Annotated in this window: 14 protein-coding genes; 6 read left to right on the top strand and 8 right to left on the bottom strand. The window is 42.4% G+C overall.

Features of this window, described 5'->3' with window-relative positions; translation table 11 throughout:
• Positions 1–125 precede the first annotated feature (125 nt).
• The gene (locus MST17_RS15220; protein WP_180025899.1) at positions 126–1,304 is read left to right on the top strand and encodes an acyl-CoA dehydrogenase family protein; all 1,179 of its coding nucleotides are present in this window, start codon (positions 126–128) and stop codon (positions 1,302–1,304) included.
• 72 nt (positions 1,305–1,376) lie between these two features.
• Here MST17_RS15220 and MST17_RS15215 read toward each other — a convergent pair whose 3' ends face one another.
• From MST17_RS15215 to msuE, 4 genes are all read right to left on the bottom strand, one after another.
• Positions 1,377–1,991, bottom strand: coding sequence for a riboflavin synthase subunit alpha (locus MST17_RS15215; protein ID WP_180022763.1), 615 nt, complete (start codon positions 1,989–1,991; stop codon positions 1,377–1,379).
• Positions 1,992–2,116: 125 nt separating this feature from the next.
• The gene (locus MST17_RS15210) at positions 2,117–3,535 is read right to left on the bottom strand and encodes a deoxyribodipyrimidine photo-lyase (protein WP_180025900.1); all 1,419 of its coding nucleotides are present in this window, start codon (positions 3,533–3,535) and stop codon (positions 2,117–2,119) included.
• Positions 3,536–4,030: 495 nt separating this feature from the next.
• The gene (gene sfnG / locus MST17_RS15205) at positions 4,031–5,137 is read right to left on the bottom strand and encodes a dimethylsulfone monooxygenase SfnG (RefSeq protein ID WP_180002713.1); all 1,107 of its coding nucleotides are present in this window, start codon (positions 5,135–5,137) and stop codon (positions 4,031–4,033) included.
• Between the two features lie 39 nt (positions 5,138–5,176).
• Positions 5,177–5,908 (bottom strand): FMN reductase, encoded by a 732-nt coding sequence (gene msuE / locus MST17_RS15200; RefSeq protein ID WP_078190544.1) that lies wholly within the window; start codon positions 5,906–5,908, stop codon positions 5,177–5,179.
• Positions 5,909–6,282: 374 nt separating this feature from the next.
• On the opposite strand from msuE, the gene MST17_RS15195 reads away from it, so the two are divergent.
• Positions 6,283–6,933 carry a response regulator transcription factor gene (locus MST17_RS15195; RefSeq protein WP_078190543.1) on the top strand — a complete coding sequence of 217 codons (651 nt, stop codon included), beginning with the start codon at positions 6,283–6,285 and terminating at the stop codon, positions 6,931–6,933.
• 425 nt (positions 6,934–7,358) lie between these two features.
• On the opposite strand, the gene MST17_RS15190 is transcribed toward MST17_RS15195, so the two are convergent.
• Positions 7,359–8,108, bottom strand: a complete 750-nt coding sequence (locus tag MST17_RS15190; RefSeq protein ID WP_171525947.1) for a hypothetical protein — start codon at positions 8,106–8,108, stop codon at positions 7,359–7,361.
• 447 nt (positions 8,109–8,555) lie between these two features.
• Positions 8,556–12,044 carry a PAS domain-containing hybrid sensor histidine kinase/response regulator gene (locus tag MST17_RS15185; protein ID WP_180022766.1) on the bottom strand — a complete coding sequence of 1,163 codons (3,489 nt, stop codon included), beginning with the start codon at positions 12,042–12,044 and terminating at the stop codon, positions 8,556–8,558.
• A 181-nt stretch (positions 12,045–12,225) separates the two neighbouring features.
• Here MST17_RS15185 and MST17_RS15180 point away from each other — a divergent pair, with 181 nt between their 5' ends.
• Positions 12,226–12,558 (top strand): DUF485 domain-containing protein, encoded by a 333-nt coding sequence (locus MST17_RS15180; RefSeq protein WP_078190540.1) that lies wholly within the window; start codon positions 12,226–12,228, stop codon positions 12,556–12,558.
• Between the two features lies 1 nt (position 12,559).
• Positions 12,560–14,275 carry a cation acetate symporter gene (locus MST17_RS15175; protein ID WP_180025901.1) on the top strand — a complete coding sequence of 572 codons (1,716 nt, stop codon included), beginning with the start codon at positions 12,560–12,562 and terminating at the stop codon, positions 14,273–14,275.
• A gap of 88 nt (positions 14,276–14,363) precedes the next feature.
• Here the strand turns inward: MST17_RS15175 and MST17_RS15170 are convergent, their stop codons facing one another.
• Complete coding sequence (locus MST17_RS15170) at positions 14,364–14,738, bottom strand: hypothetical protein (RefSeq protein ID WP_180008801.1); 375 nt, start codon at positions 14,736–14,738, stop codon at positions 14,364–14,366.
• A 254-nt stretch (positions 14,739–14,992) separates the two neighbouring features.
• Between MST17_RS15170 and MST17_RS15165 the strand changes: the two genes are divergently transcribed.
• The gene (locus MST17_RS15165; RefSeq protein WP_180025902.1) at positions 14,993–15,688 is read left to right on the top strand and encodes an ion channel; all 696 of its coding nucleotides are present in this window, start codon (positions 14,993–14,995) and stop codon (positions 15,686–15,688) included.
• A gap of 58 nt (positions 15,689–15,746) precedes the next feature.
• Here MST17_RS15165 and omp33-36 read toward each other — a convergent pair whose 3' ends face one another.
• On the bottom strand, positions 15,747–16,622 hold the full coding sequence (gene omp33-36, locus MST17_RS15160) for a porin Omp33-36 (RefSeq protein WP_180025903.1): 876 nt from the start codon (positions 16,620–16,622) through the stop codon (positions 15,747–15,749).
• Positions 16,623–17,722: 1,100 nt separating this feature from the next.
• On the opposite strand from omp33-36, the gene MST17_RS15155 reads away from it, so the two are divergent.
• Positions 17,723–19,429, top strand: a complete 1,707-nt coding sequence (locus MST17_RS15155; RefSeq protein WP_180025904.1) for a GGDEF domain-containing protein — start codon at positions 17,723–17,725, stop codon at positions 19,427–19,429.
• Positions 19,430–19,465: the final 36 nt, after the last annotated feature.

The raw sequence follows: 19,465 nt of genomic DNA, 5'->3' as shown, positions 1-19,465 counted from the left end.
CTGAATCTTGGTGACTTAGATTTCATGAGATATAGATTTTACAGATATAGACTGCAGGCATTGAGATAAGCTGAATGCCTCTACTTTGTTAAGCTAAAACTGTAACAGAATAATCAGACAGACATATGAATGCTTCAACTCCATTGACTCAAGATCCGATCGATATTGCCCAAAAACTGGCGGCAGAATTTGCCACGACGGCTGCTCAGCGTGATAAGCAGGGGGGAAATCCCAAAGCTGAACGTGATTTGATTCGTCAAAGTGGTTTACTTGCATTGTCCATTGGACAGCAATACGGTGGACAGGGTGCAGATTGGCAGACGATTTTTAAAACCATTCAAACCATTGCTCAAGTGGATAGCTCATTGGCGCATGTTTATGGTTTCCATCATTTATTGATTGCAACCGTACAGTTGTTCGCGCAGCCCGAGCAATATGGCCCGTGGTTTGAACAGACTGCACGTGAGCATTTATTTTGGGGCAATACCTTAAACCCCTTAGACCGTCGTACTACAGCGACGCAACTGTCTGAACACGAATACGTCTTTCATGGCGATAAAAGTTTTTGTTCGGGTTCCATGGATTCAGACATTTTGCTGTGTTCTGGCTTCAATGAAGACGGAAAATTATTGATCGGGGTGATTCCTACAGCACGTGAAGGCGTCAGTTTTCTCGGCGATTGGGACAATATGGGACAACGTCAAACCGACAGTGGAAGTAGCCATTTTGAACAAGTTAAAATTTCCAAAGATGAATTACTACTGAACCCAGGCCCATTAAGTACACCTTATTCGAGTTTACGCCCTTTGATTGCACAGTTGATCTTTGTACATATGTTCTTGGGGGTAGCCGAAGGGGCATTTGAAACAGCAAAAGAAACGGTACAAAGCCAAAAAGCATGGTCAAAATCTTTAGCTGAAAATGCAGTGAATGACCCATTTATTCAAAAGCATTTTGCTGAGTTTTATGTGCAATTAGAAAGTGTACGTTTATTGGCAGATAAAGCGGTTCAGCGTTTGCAATGGGCTTGGGAGATTGGTGAAGCTTTAACGGCGGAACAACGTGGAGAAGTTTCTATTGCGATTGCAACAGCCAAAATTGCGGCCACCAATAGTGCGCTGTACATTACGCAAAATATTTTCCAAGTGATGGGCGCACGTGCCACGACGGCCAAATTGAATTTAGATCGCTTCTGGCGCAATGTACGTACCCAGACCTTACACGATCCGATTGATTATAAATATCAGGAGGTCGGTGAATGGGTGCTCACAGCCAAAGTGCCAGATCCAAGTTTTTATTCTTAAACGTATATTGCACATGAGCCAATAAAAAAGCCTCCGTTTTGGACGCTTTTTTGCAATGTGCTGTCAGTCGATTTAACGCTGATGAATATTTTCTAAGGTATCGACTAAGGTTCGCGTTGTTTGATCAATTTCATAATTCACGGCATCACCGACTTGGACATCTTTCCATGTGGTGAGACGCAGTGTTTCAGGAATGAGATCGATTGAAATTTCACTATTGGCACGATCAACACGGTTCACAGTCAAACTGCAACCATTGAGTCCAATAAAACCTTTGAGAAAGAAATATTTAATATTGCCTGCCGGAATGTGAATATCGAGATGAAAGGTTTCCCCGCGATGCTCTAAGTTTTTGATCGTGGCTGTGCCTTCGATATGACCATATAGATTGTGACCACCATTTTCTGCTCCAACTTTGGCTGAGCGTTCGACATTGACCTCATCACCGGCCTTGAGTGCTTTTAACGTGGTGAGTTGATTGGTCAAATCAGAGACATCAAAATGCACTTGGTTGGCTGCCAAATCAATATGTGTGGCCGTTAAACACACGCCATTAATCGCCACACTTGCCCCGATAAAGACATCATGAAAAAAATTCTGATGATTTGAAATCACCAAGGTTGTGAAGCCATTGCCTTGACGAATGTCTAAGACTTTTTCTAAACCTTGCACGATGCCTGTATACATGTGAGCGTCTCTAAAATGATTTGCGTTTTCTGTATTGTAGGGACAAAACGACCGATCGGCTATGCCTTAGAGTGACCATTTCAGTACAGCGTTTTGATCCCTAGCAGTTCGATCTTGGCAATGGCCTACAATGCTCGGAAAGTTTCAATTGCAGCTAAGCGAGACTGCTTTAAATCGACGATCGGTTGAGGGTAGTTCAATTCTAGTTGAGGATTTTTGGCAAAGGGTTGGTGAATTTGCTTTGCATCCAAATCTGCCAGTTCAGGTAGCCATTGACGTAAATAATCCCCGTTCGGATCAAATTTCTGAGATTGGCTGATCGGGTTAAAAATCCGAAAATAAGGTACAGCATCTGTACCCGTCGAGGCGCACCATTGCCAACCGCCATTATTGGCTGCTAAGTCACCATCGACAAGGTGCTGCATAAACCATTGCTCCCCCAACCGCCAATCGATCAGTAGATTTTTGCTGAGGAACATGGCACAAATCATCCGCACCCGATTATGCATCCAACCCGTAGCCAATAGTTGACGCATCCCTGCATCGACGATCGGAATGCCCGTCTGGCCGTATTGCCACGCAGCAAAGTCTTGTGGTGCATGGCGCCATTTTATTTTTAAGGTTTTGGTTTGAAACGGCTGGTGCTGAGAAACTTGCGGGTAGTCAAATAAAATGTGCTGGTAAAATTCACGCCAAAGCAGCTCATCGAGCCACGTTTGTTGTCCTCTGTGGTTGATCTGGAAATAGCCGCCTTGTTCACGAAACAGGGCTTGCAGACATTGGCGAATAGACAAGATGCCCAAGTTGAGATACATGCCAATTCGACTGGTTCCATTGAGCGCTGGATAGTCCCGATCATCAGCATAACGATGCAGATGTTGTTCTATAAATTCATCTAAGCACTGCTGTGCATGATTTTCCCCAATCGGCCAAAGCTCGATTTGAGCAGCTAACAGCGATGTGGGATAAAAAGGACTTAAATCAAATTGATTTTGCCACAGCGGATGCGAGGCGAGAGCCGCTTGGGCTTCAATAGCGGGATAACAAGTAGGCAGACTGATGCTCAATTTTTCGTAGCAATTTTTCTTAAATGCACCGAAAACCTGATAAGGATGTCCAGATTGATTGCGAATACTGCCAACAGGAAACAGGGTGCGGTCATGGTACAACTCGACAGAGATCTGCTGCTGTTCTAATAACTGTTGTACTTGGCGATCTCGTTTGAGTTCATTCACACCGTGTTCAATATGTGCATGAACCGTGTGTACATTGAGTTGAGTGCATAGGCTTAAAAGCTCAGTGGCGATGTCTGACCAATCCGGAATATGCTGAATAATCAGTGGAATATTTAGTTCAGCCAATTGCTGTCGCAAAAGTTCCAACTGGGCAAGATAGCGATGGATTTTGATGGGGGCATCATCATGCCTTGCCCATTGTTCAGGAGAAAGCGCAATAAAGGCAACAGTTGGACCAGACTGTGTCGCCTGCCACAGTGCGCTATGGTCATGTCGTCTTAAATCTTGTCGAAACCAAACCAGTTGCATGCTTATTGCCTCGTGTTTTGTTGGAAATATCATAGGAATTACGGGGTGTCTATTGGTGATAAAACCATTTAAAAAATATCGATTTTTATAAAAAACCATATAATATCTATGGTTTAAGTTAACCGATTGCGCACAATTTTGTCAGCTTAAGCGTACAAGTAACGAAGTTTTTGACGCTAGGCGTACTTTTAAATTTTACCTAAGATGAACTCATACAGGAACAGGACGTTCCGGAACATAAAACAATAACAAAGTGTTCACCATCAGGACTGTGAAGCAAGACAGGAGTCATGCTTAAGTATCCATATAGAAAAAGCCCGACAGGATGTCGGGCTTTTTCTTTGTCTATAGGTTAGCTCATTTTCTAGAATCAAAGCATATCTTTAAATGGGACTCGAGATAAAAAATCCCCTAAGCCGAGCCTTAGGGGAGGAAAGTGAAGTGAGCCGGTTGTGATTATTATGCTGATTACATGAGCTGTGACTGCATCAACAATTATGCTGATTTAGCCTGCACAACTTGCTGCTGTTGAGCTTCCAGTTCACGAACCAGTGGCAACACTTTTTCGCCAAAGTATTCCACTTCTTCAATGAAGTGGAGAAAACCTGAGAGAACCAAATCGACGCCTACACTTTTGAGTTCCACAATGCGTTCTGCAATTTGTTGTGGCGTGCCAATCAGATTGGTTTTAAAGCCGTCGTTATATTGAACCAAATCTTCAAAAGTAGATTTTGCCCAGTTTCCTTCGCCTTCTTTGGTGGATGCACCTGCTTCACGAGTTGCATCGCCAAAGGCATTGACCGCTTCGGTATTGGCATTGTCGATAATCGCTTGAAGCACCGCTTGGGCTTCTTCCCCCGTATCTCGGGCAATAATGAAGGCATTCACCCCGATTTTGACCTGATGGTTGTTGGCTTTGGCTTTTTCACGAATATCATCGATTTGCTTTTTCAACTCAGCAGGGCTATTGCCGTTGGTGAAGTACCAATCGGAAACACGGGATGCCATGTCACGTGCTGCACGTGAACTGCCACCTTGAAAGATCTCGATATGCGGTTTTTGCACCGGTTTTGGAGATAGGGTGTAGTCTTTAAATTGATAGTATTTACCATCAAAACTAAAGTTATCCTGCGTCCACACGCCTTTTAAGCTACGAATGAATTCTTCAGAGCGCGCATAGCGTTGATCATGCTCGGGCCATTCTTCACCAATCGCATCAAACTCACCACGGAACCAACCACTCACGACATTAATCGCGATACGGCCATTGGTAAGATGATCGATGGTCGCCAATTGTTTCGCAGCCAGAGCTGGTTTCCAAGGGCCGGGTAAAATCGCTGCAATGACTTTGAGCTTTTCGGTTTTGGCCAAAATACCATGACTGAAACTAACCGATTCATGTTGATTTTCCGCGTTATAGCCTGCGGTAAAACGAATTTGAGTCAGCGCATAATCAAAGCCACTTTTTTCTGCAGCTTGTGCCAAACGCACGTTATAGTCATAGCTCCAATCGGTACGCTGTTCAATATTACTGACCACCAAACCACCACTGACGTTTGGTACCCAATACGCAAATGTAATGTTTTTTTCTTGTACTGACATTTTGCAAACCCTCGGGATCGAATTGTTATGCTGTGGTGTTTAGGCCACTTGCGTTTTTGGCTTTTTACTATGCAGTCGAGCTTCAGCGGCATCCAAACTTGGAACAGCTGCAGAAGGAAGGACTTCTTCTTGCTCGATTTGCTTATTAATGCCCAAGTTTTGGTTGGCTTGTTGAGACTTGGCTTTCACCACTTCAGCACGCTGACCTTTGGCTGGAGCCCATTCCAAAATCGGCAGCGCACGTGCTACGGCTAAAGTAATGCGGTCACGGAGTAATTCACTATGAATGGTGTATTCAGGGGTGAAATCACGATCTGTTGCATAGACCCCAATCGGCAATGTTTGCGCTTGGAAGAAACTGAACAATGGACGCAGTTGATGTTCAAGCACTAAAGCATGGCGTTCAGAACCACCCGAAGCTGCAAGCAAGACAGGTACATCCACCAATGCAGTTTGTTCGACAAAGTCAAAGAAGTGTTTAAACAGACCTGTAAATGAAGCACGGTAAACGGGTGTTCCAACAATCAGTGCATCAGCAGCTTCAACAGCAGCAAGGTCATCTTGTACACGTTGTGGCAATTGGTTACGGTAAATCGCGCCACCTAATAAATTGCCAATTTCACTAAACTTAATAAAATGCACATTGATTGGAGTTGCATCACCGAGTTCATCAACAATAGCTTGTACCAAAGCTTCGGTTTTAGATGGATTGTTTAGACCACCTGACACAGCAACAATATTCAGGGGTTTTTGTAGATTAACTTGAGACATTTTTTAAACCTAAAAGTGTGGTTTCTCGGAATGCCTTTTATTAATCCCGATGGGTGGATCACTGTAAAATAACGAAAATCAGAAAAGTTATCTGATTTTTAGATATGTTGGAAAAACCAGAAGATTTGTGAAATTTCAAATTTTAAACTGTTGATATTTCAACATATAATGCTTAGATATACGCATTTTTACTGTGTTGATAAAATTTATATGAAAATATGATTAGATTTAAAGATTTATAGAAAATGCGAAAAAAGACGCATTTTAGGTGAAAATCTACATTTTAAATGCAAAAAAATAAGTTCTTGCATATCCTTCACATAGCATGTGTGGTTAGAATAGGGTCATTGTGCACAAGATCTCTCACGTTGCTTATGAATATTTTAATCGTTGATGATCACCCGCTGTTTCGTCATGCTTTAATTCAGGCGGTTCGTTATAGTTTGCCTCAGGCGCAAATTCATGAGACTGCAGCAGTCAATGAATGCTATGAACGTCTTGAAAATGGCCCTGAGCCTGATCTTGTGTTATTGGATTTAAACTTGCCAGGTGCTTCAGGCTTTTCTGCCTTGGTGCATATTCGCGCACAATATCCATCGATTCCAATCATTGTGGTCTCTGCGCATGAAGAAGCGTCGATTATCCAACGTGCGATTGCACATGGCGCGATGGGTTATATTCCAAAATCTGCGCATCCAAGTCACATTGGTGAAGCGATTCGTCAAGTCTTAGAAGGCGAGATTTGGTTGCCACCAAATTTACCTGCCAATATGAACTTTGATCCACGTGCTGCAGATGAAACGGCATTGGCAGAACGTATTCAGTCTTTAACACCGCAACAATTCCGCGTGTTGATGATGGTGGCGGAAGGTTTGTTGAATAAACAAATTGCCTATGAGTTGGATGTGTCTGAAGCAACCATCAAAGCACATGTGACGGCGATTTTCCGTAAGTTGGGCGTACAAAACCGAACTCAAGCCGTATTGGCAATTAATGCATTGAATATTGAAGAAAAGAAAATCTAAGGATTTTTTCAAAAAAAAGACCTCCATCGTGGAGGTCTTTTTTTATGCTGTTTAAGCGATAGAACAATGCGAATTAAACCAATAACTGATATTACGCACCTAAAAGTAATTTCGCATTTTTAAAATGATTTTTAAGTCAGTTCGACGGAGTCTTACATCTAGGGATTAAATAAAGGGATCAGCCTTCGGCTGGAGGTACTTTTGTTTCGGCAAAAGTACCCAAAACCATTGTCATCCGCAAAACTCGTTCACTTGCGCCAAATTATTCAAAGTATCGCAAAAACATTTGTGATTAGAAGTCGTCCTGTCTCAAACACTTGCGGATGACGTTACCGCGTATCGTTCTTTTATTTGAATCAAATTGTGCTTCTGATGTTACTGCGTAACATCAGTTAATACCTTATATAAACAACTTCAACAATAACTTAAGCAATATAGTCTTGCTTAGGCGTCAGATCGGTACAGTACAAAGGGTTGAGCGCACATTGTAATTCATCAATTTGTTCATCGGACACATAGCCGCGCGCTTTGAGATAATCCGCGACACGGTCATCACGTAAACTCAGGAAAGCCGCATCATAAACACCCAAATCCACAAATAGGGCTGCAGTTTCTAAGCTGTTAAAACGATCCAGATAAACATCATTGTCATACATCAGGAAGATATGGTCTTGCTTGGAGTTGGCATCGACATTCAAACGTTGTGCCAATTCAAATGGCGCTGTTTTAATAAATAGTAAATCAGATAATTCATCAAACTGTGTTTTATCCAGCTGGTTTTTGTCGGTTTTGACTTTACCGAGCCACGCTTTAAACACCAAAACCGCACCACCACGCAGTAGCATGCTCCAAATCTGATGACGGGTGTCCAAACCCAAGCCATTGGATTCTGCTTCTAAATTTTGCAGCAGTAGGTCTTCTTGCTCTGCCAGTCGATCGAATAAGCCAAGGCCTTGAGGTTTGTAGGCATTCGGCGCAAAGACATCAAAATTCAGTTCATCAAACACTTGTAACGCGAGAGGAACGGCACTGCGATAGAGCGTTTCCAGCGCTTCGACTTGCACATCACTTAATTTGCTGAACTTAAATAGCTGACGCCAATCGATCTCTGGCAAAATAGCATTGGCACCATACTGACGATGAAACTGTAGATTTTGATCAAAACCATGCGGCATTGTTTCTGAAATATTCACAAGATCACTCCTAATATGCGGGGGAGATCAGCTTCTCAAGTGTTGAGTTATGACGCTTCTTGAATTGGCTTGAAACTGATCAACTTCTTATGAATATTTTTAAAACGAACGGCCGCAGCTAAATATACGACTAAAGTTTTAGTTTTTATTTTTGGTTATAAAAATATGATTTAAATCAAATAGATTTTTAATTGTAACTAAGTGTGCAAGTGTTCACTCACGCATTCGATATCTTTTGCCATAGGCAATCTTAATTTGATATTTATGGCTAATAAATAGACGAAATATCGGGGCTATTTTGAATGGTCTTGCCGTTGAGACAAATTTTTTTGCCAGTTAGGTAAGTTTAAGTAAAAGCAAGGTAAACAAAAGCCCATTTCATGTGAATGAAATGGGCTACTTTTCACAGAGCGATGTCCTGTAACAACGCTACTGATTTGAAATTTTTAAACCAGATAACCATGAACGCAGTGAAGCCGGTTTCAATGGTTTTTTCAGTAAGACGATGTTTAACTCTTTTAGACGTTGCGGTAGTTCAGGATCAGAATCTGCGGTAATCAGCGCCACAGGGACATTTTCCTGACGGTTATCTAAAATAAAGTCGAGACCGATCTTGTTGTTATTCAAGTGTTGGTCAACCAACCAAACTTGAATATTTTCTTGTTGAATCAACTCCATGGCCTGTTCAGGTTCAGTGGCTTTAAAGACTTGATAGCCCCATTTGGTCAGTAAGGTCGACATCCCTTCCAAAATGGTTTCATCATTGTCTAAGCACAGAATCTTATAGGCTTTGGTCTTCAGCGGAACCGCTTGAGTCGGTGCAGCGACCACTTTTGGCGCAGCGACCACAGGCACTTCAATCATAAAACACGAACCATGACCAAGTTCTGAGAACACATGCACTGGGTAGTCGAGTAGGCTGGTCATGCGTTGCACGATGGCTAAACCTAAACCTAGACCCTGTTCGCCCCAAGGAGAGGTATGTCCACAGCGTTCGAACTCTTGGAACAACTTAATGCGCTGTTCTTCCGCGATCCCTGGACCTGTATCCCAAACGCCAATACGAATATGTCCTGGACGTGCTGAACGTAGCACACCCACCACAACACGACCACGCGCCGTATAGCGTAGGGCATTGCTGACGAAGTTTTGAATAATACGACGAATCCACTGTGGGTCGGTGTCAATCCAGAACTGAGCATCATGTACGGTCAGTTTGATATTACGCTGTGCTGCAATCGATTTAAATTGCAGTTCAAGATCGCTGAGTAAGTCATGCAGCGGATAAGGTTGACGTTTCGGTTGAATGGTTCCGCCTTCGAGTCGTGCAATATCCAAGAGGGCAGAGAGCATACTTTCCGCACCATGCAGCGCACGATCTAGTTGCTGAAGCGTTTTACGATCATCGTCATTTTGTACGCTTTGCTCGAGGGCGGTACTGAACAGGCGAGCAGCATGCATCGGTTGCAATAAGTCATGGCTTGCGGCAGCAATAAAGCGGCTTTTCGACATATTGGCTTTATCGGCTTGCTCACGTGCCAATTGTTGTTCAGACAGGGCATCTGCCAACTGTTGCGTACGGTCTTGTACACGTCCTTCAAGCAAGGCTTCATTTTCACGGAATGCAGTAATATCGGCAAAGGTCGTCACGAAACCGCCGCCTTCGATTGGGTTCCCGCGCATCTGAATTACACGGCCATCTTTACGGATCCGTTCAAATTCGTGTGCGCTGCCGACTTGCATCCAATGCATACGTTTACGCACATGTTCTTCGACTGAACCGGGACCACATTCGCCGCGTTCAGCGTTATAACGAATTAAGTCTGAAATTGGACAACCGACATAGACAATGTCTTTTGGATAATCAAACAGTTTGAGATATTGATTATTCCATGCCACCAAACACATATTTTCATCAACCACGGACACACCTTGAGTCATATGGTCGATCATGGTCATGATCAGGTTTTGGTTAAAGCGCTGCCACTGTGAGGCTTGGTCAAGAATATTGGCGACCTGACCGAGTGCTAAACCATTATTGACCATGGCTGTGGTGAGTAGGGTACGGGCAGATGCCGCACCGATGGTGCCGGCAAGATACTGTTCGGTAAAACGCCACCACATGCCGTTGGCGCTGCTATTTTCATTCAAAACGACATTGTTTTGTGCGCAGAACTGGTTGAAGGCGCGCATAGTTGGACCTTCACCGGTAATGCGTTTTGCCAAAGTAATCAGATCACCTACTTTTAAGCGTGCCACATCATGGTGAATATAGCTGATGTCGTTTGATGTACTTTGAGCCGGGAGGGGCTTGGTTTCATAATAAAAGAAACTTTCGGCCTGAATTTGCTCGGCAACACTTGGACGGAAGACGCGGGAAATCCAAATATAGAGGGTGATATTTAAACCCAGTGCCCAAACTACGCCATGGGTAAGTGGATCGAAAGATTCAAACCCTAACAGTGCTTCAGGACGTAACCAACTCAAGCCTAGCGGACCCTGACTTAAAAGATTTTCGGTAAATGTTTTAAATTGTTCAGGCAGGCTACGCAATACGGTTGGTAATAACAGGGTATAAGCCCACATGCCAAAGCCGACCAACAGACCTGCATATACGCCTTGCTTACTTCCGCCGCGCCAATATAAACCACCAATTAACGCCGGTGCAAACTGTGCCACAGCACTGAAGGCCAATAGGCCAAATACCGATAATTGGTCAATGTCATTGAAGAAATGGAAGAACAAGAAGCCCAATAACATGACCGCTAAAATACATACACGACGTGTGAATTTCAGTACGAGTGGTAGGCGTTTGTCATGACGTGACAATAAGCGTGTACGCCACAGTGCAGGCATGATCAAGTCATTACTGAGCATAATCGACAAGGCCACTGACGACACCAACAGCATACCTGTCGAAGCTGAAAAACCACCGAGAAATGCAAGTAAGGTCAACCAGTCTTGGTTATAACTCAAAGGCAGTGAGAGCACAGCAACATCGGGGATTGCCAAGTAGGCAGGTGCTGCATGCAGCGCCCAACTGGCAATCGGGATGATCGCGATAATAGTTAAAATCAGATAAATGGCAAACCAACGACGAGCACCACGGATATGCTTTTCATCTCGCAGTTCAACCACCGCGACATGGAACTGACGTGGTAGACAAATAATCGCTAATGCAGCCAATAAAGTTTGAATCCAAAAGCTTTCTGGCACACCTTTGAGCTGAACATCTTTAAAGGTGGTGTTGATGTCATGGCTGATTTGAGCCATGTTTTCAGGTGATTCAAAAACAAAGAAAAATGCGACTGCAAGTAGTGCAAACAGCTTGACGAAAGACTCAAATGCCACAGCCAACATTAAGCCGCCGTGCTGTTCAGTATTGGCAATCTGTCGTGTCCCAAACATCATCGCCAAAATCGCCAATACACCAGTCAAAAACAGCACACTATTGGTGGTGCTGGTCAGACCAGCGGTCGGTTCTAAAATGACCGTTGCACTTAGGGCAATTGCACGTAGTTGCAAGGCTAAATAGGGAATAATGGCAATCACGGCAAGGATCGTGACTAATGACGCTAAGGGGCCACTTTTACCATATCGTGCTGCTACAAAGTCGGCAATCGATGAAATGGCATGATGCTGACGGACACGGCCTAAACGTCGCCAAATATCATAGCCGAGCGCAACAAATAGCAGCGGTCCTAGATAGATCGGCAGGAAAATAATGCCCTCACGAACCGCGGCACCTGTTGCGCCATAAAACGTCCAAGATGAACAGTAAACCCCTAAAGTTAGACTAAAGAGAAGCATTCTGCCGCGAGTACTGAGCCTGCTGGCATGCTTTTCACCAAAGAATGCACATACAAAGAGTAATGCGATGTAAAGGGCCAATACCCCGACGATAAGCCAACTATTCATAGAGCCTGCAGCATATTAATTCTCGCTTAATGATAACGCATCCATAGGCTTAGGGAGGTTATTGCTCAAAATTTAACGACCAAAGTCTAAATTACAAGAGATAAGGAACATTGGTAAGTTTAGCTTCGAAATAATTCGAATTAGAAAATTGCGCGCCAAGGTTCGGCGTAAGGAGAACATTATGGATGAGAGACAGGTAGAACAAATTCTACAGAATCCAAAATTTAAGGAAATGGTTAGCCGTAAAAGTAAGTTGAGCTGGACTTTGACGATCATCATGTTGGTGGTCTATGTCGGCTTCATGCTACTTGTGGGCTATAACAAAGAGTTCTTGATGCAATCCGTGAGTGGTGGTGTAACCACGATTGGTATGCCATTAGGTTTGAGCATTATTGTATTGTCATTCCTGCTCTGTGGTGTGTATTCGTACATTGCAAATAATAAATTAGATGCATTAAACGAAGAAGCAATGCGTGAAGTAGAAGCAATTACTCAAGAAAAAGGACTTCACTAAGATGAAATGGAATTCATTGAAAGCAACAGCACTGGCGGCTCCCGCTCTGCTCATGTCAAGCATGGCAATGGCAGGACCAGATTTAGGTGAAGCACAGCAGCAAGCGACCAACTGGCACGCAATTATCATGTTTGCCATCTTTGTAGGTTTTACGCTGCTAATTACTAAATGGGCTGCAAAACAAACCACGAACACTGCAGATTTCTATACTGCTGGTGGTGGTATTTCAGGTTTCCAAAATGGTCTAGCGATTGCCGGTGACTATATGTCAGCAGCATCGTTCCTCGGTATTTCCGCAATGGTATTCAGTTCAGGCTTTGATGGCTTGCTGTATTCATTGGGCTTTATGGTGGGTTGGCCAATTGTATTGTTCTTAGTAGCAGAGCGTCTGCGTAACTTAGGTAAATTCAACTTATCTGACGTTGTATCGTTCCGTCTGGCTGAGAAACCTGTCCGTACCCTTGCAGCAGTAAGCTCGCTTGTGGTTGTAGCGTTCTACCTGATTGCACAGATGGTGGGTGCAGGTCAGTTGATTAAACTACTATTCGGTTTGAATTACAACATTGCGGTTGTGATCGTTGGTCTACTGATGATGGCTTATGTAATCTTCGGCGGTATGTTGGCAACGACTTGGGTACAGATCATTAAAGCAGTGATGCTACTTTCTGGCGCAACGTTCATGGCATTCATGGTCATGAAGGGCGTGGGCTTCAGCTTCTCTGAAATGTTCACTCAATCGATCCAAGTTTTCTCTAAAGTACATGACGTATCTTTAGCTGAAGCTGCAAACATTATGGGTCCAGGTAAATTGGCTGCAAACCCAATTGATGCGATCTCTCTAGGTCTTGCATTGATGTTCGGTACAGCAGGTCTACCACACATCTTAATGCGTTTCTTCACAGTAAAAGATGCCAAAGAAGCGCGTAAATCAGTAGTTGTTGCTACAGGCTTTATTGGTTACTTCTACCTACTGACTTTCATCATCGGTTTTGGTGCGATCCTTTATGTATCGAACAACCCACAATTTCTTGATGTAGCGAAAATGGCGGTAACTGGCAAGTTAGAACTTGTTGGTGGTAACAACATGGCAGCGGTTCACTTGTCTGATGCATTGGGCGGTGACTTGTTCATGGGCTTCATTTCAGCGGTGGCATTCGCAACGATTCTTGCAGTTGTTGCAGGTCTAACATTGTCTGGTGCTTCAGCTATTTCACATGACTTGTATGCAAACGTATTCAAGAAAGGTCAAACAACGCCAGAATCTGAACTTCGTATGTCTAAAATCGCGACTTTAGGTCTTGCGATCTTCGCGATGATTTTAGGTATCTTGTTCGAGAAACAAAACGTTGCATTCATGGTTGGCTTGGCGTTCTCTGTAGCAGCATGTGCAAACTTCCCAGTGCTTGTATTGTCGATGTTCTGGAAAGGTTTAACGACGCGTGGTGCGGTGATTGGTGGTGTGGTTGGTCTAGCAACTGCCGTGATTCTAATTATCTTATCTAAAGCAGTTTGGGTAGATACATTCGCAATCTCTGAAACACCAATTAACCCATTCAATGGTCCTGCTATCTTTGCAATGCCATTGGCATTCATCTGCTGCTGGTTGTTCTCTGTGACTGATAATTCAGCACAAGCACAAGCTGAGCGTAAAGCATTCGATGCACAGTATGTACGTTCACAAACTGGTATTGGTATCTCTGGTGCTTCAGATCACTAATCTGAATCGCCTAAAAAGCCCCTAATAAGGGGCTTTTTTTATATTTAGTGAATGATATGACGCAGAGGTTTGTAGACAAATCTCTGTCCTATTTGCGTGTATAATTTTCTCCATTGATCGACATTTTCCAATGGCCTTGATCATCTTGATAAGGCGAGCGCTGAATGGTGAATTGTTGAGAGAAATTATCCTGACCGATGCTAAAGCTCTGATCACCAAAACTGCTCAAATGGGCTTTTATTCGCGACTGTTCAGCACCACTGAAGGTTTGGTTGGCAATACTTTTTTCAGTATGTTCTTGATGGTAATACGTCACTTCGCCCGACGATTTGATCACTAATTCACTGTGGTTGTTTTGCCAAGTCCCCACATAATTTTCATGGCCTTTGAGGAGCGGACTGTTTTGTGTACAGGCAGAGAGCATGAGCAGACAGAGGGGAGCAAATACGAGATGTTTTTTCATAATGAAATCTACCACGCAGGAGATTTCTTTAAATGTGCGCCTGAATGCTGAAACTTACAATAGGCTTTTTGAGGCTCATAGGTGATAAAAAAACTGAGGCAGAACAGTAGGCATATGTGATGTTTTTCAGGACACGCTCAACAAATCTTTGCAGTAGAAGAAACTTGCTTCATGCTAATTTAAAATCAATCAGTTGATGATGCTTCAGATTGATCATTTCAGCGCATGATAAAAAAATATAGAGATTGAACATAATGCAAGGATTCGTGGATTTTTGGAAAAGCTTTAGACTTTTACCCTCAGCATGGCTGTTACTGGTGCAGTTTCTGATCTTGGTTTTAACCGCGATTACCCGAGAAAGTCTGTCTTTTCGTGCGCTAATTTGGGTACTTGGGGTGTCGGTACTATTGATCATTGCCAAAGTGATTCGCCAAACTCCAATGTTTACGATTCTAGGACTGAGTTTTGTTGGCTGCGCCGTATTGTTTTCTACTTTGATTATGCTCGGTGTAAATCATCCGAATATTCAAATTATTGCGCATGGTTTTGAAGCCTGTGCGTATTTTAGTGCAGCCTATGGCTTATTACGCTATATGTTTGCCGATCGCTATTTAACCAAAGATGAACTTTTTGCAGCAGGGGCAGTATTTACCCTCATCGCATGGGGTTTTGCTTTTCTCTATAGTATTTGTCAGCTGATTTATCCGGATAGTTTTGTGAACTCTGCAGAGCCGGGCATGCAGTCGTGGTTAGATTTATTATTTTTAAGTTTTAGTTTGCAGTCTGCCACGGGCTTGTCGGATCTCATGCCTGTGAGTGCGCCTGCACGGGTCTTGGCTATGCTTCAAATGTTCTGTGGGGTGATGTATTTGGCTCTCATCGTTTCACGCTTAATTGCATTGCAATATATTGCCCATTTACCGGAACGCCATGAGCCCAAAGACAAATAATGGCAGGAAAAAAAAGGACGCAAATGCGTCCTTTTTGGTATTCAGTATCTAATATGAATTAGAAACGGAATTTAGCGTTTACGCCAACAGTTTGAGTGTCAAGCGCAATTTCTTCAGCATTAGCATTTACATAGCTAGCACCAACTGCAACAGCAGGAGTGATGAAGTAGTTTACGTTCGCGCCCCAAGCTGAGTCTGGAGTACCAGCAAAGCTAGATTCAGCGTAAGAAGCACCAACGCTTAATTTAGGAGTTACGAAAAGATCAGTTTTGAATTGGTAAGCAGTGTCATCACCGTAGATGATGCCTGATTCGAAACCAATTGCCATGTTAGTGTCGTCGATTGCGCCAACATATTTAGCACGTGCAGTGATTGCGTCTTGGTCTTGGCCAATAGTTGTAGCTTCAGCAACAGCTTTAGCAACACCGTTACCCATAACGTTGAACGCGTCAACAGCAGCTTGGTCAGCAACGCTAGTGTAACCAACAGCAACTAAGAAGTTTTGAGTTGGAAGCGCACCAACTTCTAATGCATAACGGTCGCCGTTGTCATCAGTGTTGTTTGCATTTTTGCTGTCAAGGATAGTGTGGCTGTAAGAAGCACTAGCGTATACAGGAACAACTTTAGTTGGAACATAAGCTTCAGCTTTAGCACCAAAGTTATGAGCAACTACGTCAACACCTTGTGAACCAACTTCGCCGTAGTTGTAAGCAACAGCTACGTTAGAAGCTTGGTTTAAGAATGCAGCTTCTGCTAAAGGACCTTTTGTAGAGTCAACATTTTTGAAGTAGTAAGTACCTTGAACACCACCAATGAAATCTTTGTCATTTGTAGTTGTGTCGATGTATTCTGCTTGGCCTTGAACTTCAAATTGGTAAGCTTGAGCACCGGTCATGGCTAATAATAAAGCAGTGGCTAAACCGAGTTTTTTCATGATTTTCTACCAGTTGTTACAAATGGATTAAACATTGAGCATTGTATTGTAACAATATATTAAGTCAATGATCCTAAAGGTTATTATTCAGTCTCTGACTCAGATCTTTATTTCATAATAAGAAATTCAGTTTTTACTCTAACTAATAAGTCACTGAAAAAAAATCATTGAGAACAATTAAGTAAGTTTGATTAAATTCTTAATTAAAAAAATACACTTGAAAAAATACACAACTTTTCAATCTGAAATAACAATTATTATTGTTATTTTAATTCAAAATAACATTTATTGTAGTGGGTAAATTCTAACGCTTTTCACGCATTTGAAGCGATAAATTGCGGCTTTGACTGCCGAATTGTTGGGCAAAAACTGTTTATTTGCATAGTAAATGGACGTTTTTGTTTTAAATCTGAGGTATACTTCACTTAAATGAATATCTTAGTGATAAATTTAATATCCTTGTGAAATACTTGGCTTTACATCAGGTTTTATTTGATTCATAATTTGCCAATCGAGTCGTCACACAGTTTAAAAGTGTGACTTTGACCCTGATTCTCCATCATTTGTTTTTTATTCGCCCAGCTTTCCCCAAGGTTGGGCTTTTTTTTTTGTCTAAAAATGGAACTTTACCGCAAAGATTATAGATAAAACGGAGATGGAATAAAAATAAATGCCCTTTTATGGTGCATATATTATTGAATTTATCATCGAGTTCAGTAGGTCCAGACAAAAAAAATCCTGATTTTCATGGAAAATCAGGATTTTTTAGCCAAAATTTTCGGGAAACTAAAATATTCTGCTGAGGAAGAAATTTAGTGTGCCCTAATACGGTGCATTCTGCACCAATTTATTGCAATTGTAAATATTTATTTAAGCAAGTTCATAAAAAAATTTATTCCTTTCAAATATGTTGCTGTTTTTTAGCAAATTATCTCGTTTTAAAATGATAAAAATGTGACAGATTCAACACATTTGTATAGAATTTAGCTGTATAAATGTTCATTTTATAAATTAATAAATTATTGATCATTAATTTAAATATTCCCGCGTTTAGTTGATAAGTGGGTTGGGGTATGCAACAAGTGTGGGGCATAAAATAGATGGAAACATTACGAACAGAGCATATTAGTAAGCGCTTGCAACTTGCGATGCTAGTAATCGTCTTGTCTATCGTATTTATTAGTGTTCCACTGATTGTGAGCAGTTATCAAAACTACCTCAAAAATGCTCAAGCGCTGAAAGAAATTCAGATGCTAAAAATGGTGGCAGATTTAACCAACCAAATTTCTCGTGAACGTGCGCCAGCTAACAGTGCAATGTCGAGTCAAGGTGAACAGCGCGAGCAAAAAATTATTGAGTTGGCTGAATATCGTCAAGGCGTTGATCGGCAATATCAAGATACACTGAAAGTTTTAAAAGAAACGGGCTTTGCACCGATCGCCCAGCAGTTAGAGTCCAATTTATATCCATATTTGTTGCAGGGTCGCAAAACGGTCGATCAATATATTGCGCTGCCGACACAACAGCGTGACGCTAAAAAATTGGATCATGCCATTTTGGCGATGTTCCAAGCTTGGGATCAAAGCTATATTGCCATGCAGAAATTGGTCAATCATTCACATGGTAAAGATACCCGTGTATCGAATTATTACACGCTGATTTTATTACTGGCAGAATTACGTGATCAGGCGGGACGAGTCGCATCAAATATTATGGCTGCGGTATCATTTCAACAGGAAATTCCAGAGCAAAATTTAGCGCGGAGTTTACAAACCCAGCGTCAAACACGCTATCTATGGGAATTGATCAATGTCGTGCAGTCCGAACATGACAAAACACCCGAGTTTAAACAGTTACATCATGCGGTACGAACGGAATTTTTAGATAAAGGTTTGCCAATTATTGATGGTTTGGCTCAAAAAATTCTTCAACATCAGCGTTATCACATGGATGGCACCCAGCTCACTGATGCAATGGTCAATAAATTTGTCACAGTGGTGGAATTGCAAAGTTATATTTTAGATTACAGTCTCAAAGTAGCTGCGGATGAACAACGTGAAGCGCGAAATAAATTGATTTTCACGCTTTTTGTCTCGCTCGTGTCATTACTGACTGCATTATTAACGATGTTCTATGCCAAGAAATGGGTGTTTGAACCTTTAATTCGTGCTCGTAATCAGTTATTTAAACTGGCTCGGCACCGACAAATGGATCAAGGCGTGATTGAACCTGCCAAAGTAGGTTATCTCAGTTTATTTGATGCCATTCAGCATATTGAAAATATGCTAGAACAACGTGATGCCTTTGAATTTCAGCTTAAACATATTGCCAATACTGACTCACTCACCAATGTCGCCAATCGTTTTGCCTTAGATGAATATATTAAATTTCGCGACAGCCAAAATTCAGGCTTTTTACATACAGCACTGATCGTGATTGATATTGATCACTTTAAACAGGTGAATGATCGCTATGGGCATATTGTCGGCGATTTGGTGATTCAACATGTTGCCAATCAATTACGACAACATATTCGTTCATCCGACTTGGTGGTGCGATATGGTGGAGATGAGTTTTTAGTCCTGATCGAGGGGATTGATATGCTCAAAGCCCAGCACATTGCCGAAACCATACGGCATGATATTCAGCATGTGAATTTCAATTTGGCAGAAGACGAAGCAGATCTCATGGTGACGGTGAGTATTGGTGTTGCAGTGGGTGCCAAAAGCTGGATCGATTTATTAGAGCGCGCAGACCAAGCATTATTTAAAGCCAAAGCTGCGGGGCGTGACCGTGTTTCAGTCTAAACGCAGCTTGGCAGATTCATAAAGTTAGCCAGACAA

The sequence above is a fragment of the Acinetobacter sp. YH16056_T genome (assembly GCF_024605895.1).
GTDB lineage: Bacteria > Pseudomonadota > Gammaproteobacteria > Pseudomonadales > Moraxellaceae > Acinetobacter > Acinetobacter amyesii.
This window is presented reverse-complemented; position numbering and strand designations above follow the sequence as displayed.

Excerpts from the sequence above, each read along its gene's own strand:
- MST17_RS15220 (WP_180025899.1), top strand. The coding sequence starts at position 126 with ATGAATGCTTCAACTCCATTGACTCAAGATCCGATCGATATTGCCCAA.
- MST17_RS15215 (WP_180022763.1), bottom strand. The coding sequence starts at position 1,991 with ATGTATACAGGCATCGTGCAAGGTTTAGAAAAAGTCTTAGACATTCGT.
- MST17_RS15210 (WP_180025900.1), bottom strand. The coding sequence starts at position 3,535 with ATGCAACTGGTTTGGTTTCGACAAGATTTAAGACGACATGACCATAGC.
- sfnG (WP_180002713.1), bottom strand. The coding sequence starts at position 5,137 with ATGTCAGTACAAGAAAAAAACATTACATTTGCGTATTGGGTACCAAAC.
- msuE (WP_078190544.1), bottom strand. The coding sequence starts at position 5,908 with ATGTCTCAAGTTAATCTACAAAAACCCCTGAATATTGTTGCTGTGTCA.
- MST17_RS15195 (WP_078190543.1), top strand. The coding sequence starts at position 6,283 with ATGAATATTTTAATCGTTGATGATCACCCGCTGTTTCGTCATGCTTTA.
- MST17_RS15190 (WP_171525947.1), bottom strand. The coding sequence starts at position 8,108 with ATGCCGCATGGTTTTGATCAAAATCTACAGTTTCATCGTCAGTATGGT.
- MST17_RS15185 (WP_180022766.1), bottom strand. The coding sequence starts at position 12,044 with ATGAATAGTTGGCTTATCGTCGGGGTATTGGCCCTTTACATCGCATTA.
- MST17_RS15180 (WP_078190540.1), top strand. The coding sequence starts at position 12,226 with ATGGATGAGAGACAGGTAGAACAAATTCTACAGAATCCAAAATTTAAG.
- MST17_RS15175 (WP_180025901.1), top strand. The coding sequence starts at position 12,560 with ATGAAATGGAATTCATTGAAAGCAACAGCACTGGCGGCTCCCGCTCTG.
- MST17_RS15170 (WP_180008801.1), bottom strand. The coding sequence starts at position 14,738 with ATGAAAAAACATCTCGTATTTGCTCCCCTCTGTCTGCTCATGCTCTCT.
- MST17_RS15165 (WP_180025902.1), top strand. The coding sequence starts at position 14,993 with ATGCAAGGATTCGTGGATTTTTGGAAAAGCTTTAGACTTTTACCCTCA.
- omp33-36 (WP_180025903.1), bottom strand. The coding sequence starts at position 16,622 with ATGAAAAAACTCGGTTTAGCCACTGCTTTATTATTAGCCATGACCGGT.
- MST17_RS15155 (WP_180025904.1), top strand. The coding sequence starts at position 17,723 with ATGGAAACATTACGAACAGAGCATATTAGTAAGCGCTTGCAACTTGCG.